This window comes from Mycobacterium sp. (genome assembly GCF_049683355.1).
Taxonomy (GTDB): Bacteria; Actinomycetota; Actinomycetes; order Mycobacteriales; family Mycobacteriaceae; genus Mycobacterium.
On the sequence record NZ_JBAUJB010000348.1, the window covers coordinates 1 to 3,949 of the forward strand.

Here is a 3,949-nt window from a genome sequence, read left to right on the forward strand (position 1 = left end):
CCCGCCGCCGGCGGACCCGAACGCACCACCACCGCCACCGCCGCCACCGCCGGCGGACCCGAACGCACCACCACCGGCCGATCCTGACGCCCCCGCGCCCGAACCGGGGCGTGTCGAGAACGCTGCGGGCGGTTTCAGCTACGTCGTGCCCGCAGGCTGGACCGTGTCTGACGCCACCCAGCTGTCGTACGGACAGGCGCTGCTCACGAAGCTGCCGCCCGAAGGCGCGCCCCCGGACGCGCAGCCGCCCAACGACACCAGCGTGCTGCTCGGCAGGCTCGACCTGAAGCTCTTCGCAGGTGCCGAGACGGACAACACGAAGGCCGCCCAGCGCCTGGCCTCGGACATGGGTGAGTTCTTCATGCCCTTCCCGGGCACGCGGGTCAATCAGAAGACAGTGCCGCTGGACGCCGCGGGGATGACCGGAGTCGCCTCCTACTACGAGGTGGATTTCACCGACACCGCCAAGCCCAACGGCCAGATCTGGGCCGGAGTGGTGGGCGCGCCGACCCCCGCGGGGACCCCCCGTGGTCAACGCGCGCCGGAGCGGTGGTTCGTGGTGTGGCTCGGCACCGAAGCCAACCCGATTCCCCAGGAGGAGGCGGTGACCCTGGCCAACTCGGTCCGGCCGTGGACACCTCCGCCGCCTCCGCCGCCGGCGGACCCGAACGCACCGCCACCACCGCCGGATCCGAACGCACCGCCGCCGGATCCGAATGCGCCGCCGCCGCGGCCGGAGGTCGGGGTGCCGGTCCCGGTCGACCCGAACACGGCGCCGGGGATGTTGCCACCCGCATAGCGGACCCCGGTCGGCACGCCCGTCGTTCGTTCACGTTTCCGGTGCATTCCCACAGCCGAACCGTTACCCGTGAGGCGTATACCTGGCTCTAGTCCGGTCGCGTCCGCGCCGGGCCGACCGGCAAGCGGCAGGAGATTCCCATGGAAATCGTTGCAGCCACCGAGTTGCTCGCACGCTCGTCGACCCTGACGAGCGTCGGGTGGATCGGATACATCATCATCGGCGCGATCGCCGGCTGGATCGCCGGGAAGATCATGAAGGGCGGCGGTTCCGGGATCCTGATGAACATCGTCATCGGTGTGGTCGGCGCCCTGCTCGGCGGTTTCCTGTTGAGCTTCTTCCTCGACACCGCCGGTGGCGGTTGGTGGTTCACCCTCTTCACCGCGATCCTGGGCTCGGTGATCCTGTTGTGGATCGTCGGCATGGTGCAGGGGAGGAGCAAGGTCTGACCGCGACCTGGGTACGGCGAGGGCGGTGAGCCGCCCCACGATGCGGGCCTGGCAGGTGCAGCGGCCGGGTCCGATGTCGTCCCGGCCACTGGTGCCCGCCACCGTGGCCGTCCCGGAGCTCGGCCGCGACGAGTTGCTCGTCGGCGTGCTCGCCTGCGGGGTCTGCCGGACTGATCTGCACGTCACCGAGGGGGATCTCCCGGTTCACCGCCATCAGGTGGTCCCCGGACACGAGGTGGTCGGGGAAGTCGTCCAGATCGGGGCCGATGTGCCGCCGGGGTTCGCGGTGGGGGACCGCGTCGGGATCGCGTGGCTGCGCCACACCTGTGGGGCCTGTGTCTACTGCACGCGTGGACAGGAGAATCTGTGCCCGCAATCTCGCTACACCGGCTGGGATGCCGACGGCGGCTACGCCGAATTCGCGACGGTCCCTGCGGCTTACGCGCTCCGACTGCCCTCCGGCTATCTGGATGCCGAGCTTGCGCCGCTGCTGTGTGCGGGCATCATCGGGTATCGCTCGCTGCTTCGCGCCCAGCTACCCGCCGGGGGCAGGCTCGGTATCTACGGGTTCGGCGGGAGCGCGCACCTCACCGCCCAGGTGGCGGTGGCGGGAGGCGCCGAGGTGCACGTCATGACCCGCGGTGACCAGGCCCGCGAGCTCGCCCTGGCGCTGGGCGCCGCCTCCGCCCAGGGTGCGGACGACCCGCCGCCGGTGCCTCTGGACGCCGCGATCCTGTTCGCTCCCGTCGGCGAACTCGTGTTGCCCGCCCTGGAAGCGCTGGACCGCGGGGGCACCCTCGCGATCGCAGGCATCCACCTCAGCGACATCCCGACGCTGAACTACCAGCGCCACCTGTTTCAGGAGCGGCAGGTCCGGTCGGTGACCTCCAATACCCGCGACGACGCTGCGGCGTTCCTGGACTTCGCGGCCCACCATCGCCTCGAGGTCACCAGCCCGCAGTACCCGCTGGACCGGGCCGACGACGCGCTCGGCGATCTGAGCAGCGGGCGGATCTCCGGAGCCGCGGTGCTGATCGTCTGACCTCAGGTCAGATGCCACACCAGGGCGGCGGCCAGCGCACCCAGACCGTTCAGTGACCAGTGCAGTGCGATCGGCGCGATCAGGCTGCCGCTTCGCCGCCGCAGCCAGGCGAAGACGAAGCCGGCCGCGGCAGTGGCCAGGACGGCCCCGACAACACCCACCACGGTGCCGAAAACGCCACCGCCGAGAATCCTGGTCAAGCCGACGTTGCTGGCGGTCAGACCCATCGACGTGGCGATGTGCCACAGCCCGAACAGCAGCGATCCCGCGGCGGCGACGCCGCGCCAGCCCCACGCCCGGTCCAGCGCACCGTGCAGCACCCCCCGGAAAGCCAGTTCCTCGGGGATCACGGTCTGCAACGGGATGATGATCATCGAGGCGATCAGCGCCCCCGACAGCGTGGCGTAGTTGTTGTTGAGGAACATCGGGCGTGTCCACGGCAGCAGCGCACCGACGGCGATCACCGTGCCGACGAGGGCGACCGCCGCGAGCGCGTAGCCGGCGCCGGACCGCCACTGCTCCCGGGCGAGCCCGAGCTCCGCCCAGCCCAGGCCGCGCGAACGGACCAGCAGAACCAGTCCCACCGCGGCCGCGGGCACCACGGCGATGCTTGCCCACGGCGTGGTGAAGTGCGCGAGCAGATTGGTCAGCGCCAGCACCACGATCACGACCGCCACGTCGGCGTAGATCCGGAAGTGGTGCAACGCGGACAGCTGAGCCACCAAGGGGTGGGGCTCTGCAGGTGCGGCGACCGTGCTGGCGTCAGTCATATCCGGTCAAGAGTACCGGGCCGGGCCGGCTGTGCCGCTCAGCTGTGACCGACCTGACCGCTGGGCTACTCGTTGTCTCCGCCGGTGTCGGCGGCAGCGGCGACGGCTTCGGTGTCCACGCCGGCCTTTTTCGCTGCCGGCCACACCCATTCCTTGACCTCGGGGATGTCGTCGCCCCGCGCGCGGGTGTACTCTCGGGCGGCGATCCGCTTGTCGGCCATCTGCTGGCGCAGCGTGGCGCAGGTCGATCCCAGTGTGGGCACCCGGTCGATGACGTCCATCACCAGGTGGTAGCGGTCGAGGTCGTTGAGCATCACCATGTCGAAGGGAGTGGTCGTGGTGCCCTCCTCCTTGTACCCGCGGACGTGCAGGTTGGCGTGGCCGGTGCGCCGGTAGGTGAGCCGGTGGATCAACCACGGGTAGCCGTGGTAGGCGAAGATGATCGGCTTGTCGGTGGTGAACAGCATGTCGAACTCCCGGCTGGACAGGCCGTGTGGATGCTCGGTGCTGTCCTGCAGCCGCATCAGGTCGACGACGTTGATGAAGCGGACCTTGAGGTCAGGCAGGTGCGTGCACAGCAGGTCGACGGCAGCGAGTGCTTCCAGCGTCGGGACGTCGCCGGCGGCCGCGAGGACTACGTCGGGGTCGGCCCCGAGCACTTCATTGCCCGCCCATTCCCAGATGCCCAACCCGCGGGTGCAGTGGGCGATGGCCTGTTCCATCGTCAGGAAGTTGGGTGCGGGCTGTTTACCGGAGACGACGACGTTGACGTACTGCCGCGATCTGAGGCAGTGGTCGTAGGTCGACAGCAGGGTGTTGGCGTCCGGCGGCAGGTAGACGCGCACCACGTTCGCGCTCTTGTTGACGACGTGGTCGATGAAGCCGGGAT

General features: G+C 69.8%; 5 protein-coding genes. 3 read left to right on the forward strand and 2 right to left on the reverse strand.

Annotated features, from left to right (window positions below; all coding sequences use genetic code 11):
• The 3 genes from WA944_RS19905 to WA944_RS19915 all read left to right on the forward strand — a co-directional run.
• The coding region (locus tag WA944_RS19905; RefSeq protein ID WP_526609621.1) for an APA family fibronectin-binding glycoprotein at positions 1 to 799 on the forward strand (799 nt) is incomplete at its 5' end.
• Positions 800 to 939: 140 nt separating this feature from the next.
• Positions 940 to 1,248, forward strand: coding sequence for a GlsB/YeaQ/YmgE family stress response membrane protein (locus tag WA944_RS19910; protein ID WP_163891052.1), 309 nt, complete (start codon positions 940 to 942; stop codon positions 1,246 to 1,248).
• A gap of 40 nt (positions 1,249 to 1,288) precedes the next feature.
• Positions 1,289 to 2,290, forward strand: a complete 1,002-nt coding sequence (locus tag WA944_RS19915; protein WP_526609648.1) for a zinc-binding alcohol dehydrogenase family protein — start codon at positions 1,289 to 1,291, stop codon at positions 2,288 to 2,290.
• Between the two features lie 2 nt (positions 2,291 to 2,292).
• On the opposite strand, the gene WA944_RS19920 is transcribed toward WA944_RS19915, so the two are convergent.
• A complete protein-coding gene (locus WA944_RS19920) occupies positions 2,293 to 3,060 on the reverse strand; it encodes a CPBP family intramembrane glutamic endopeptidase (RefSeq protein ID WP_526372369.1) in 768 nt (255 codons plus the stop codon).
• A gap of 65 nt (positions 3,061 to 3,125) precedes the next feature.
• Positions 3,126 to 3,949, reverse strand: an 824-nt coding sequence (locus tag WA944_RS19925) for a phosphoketolase family protein (RefSeq protein WP_526647274.1), incomplete at its 5' end; no start/stop codon positions are given.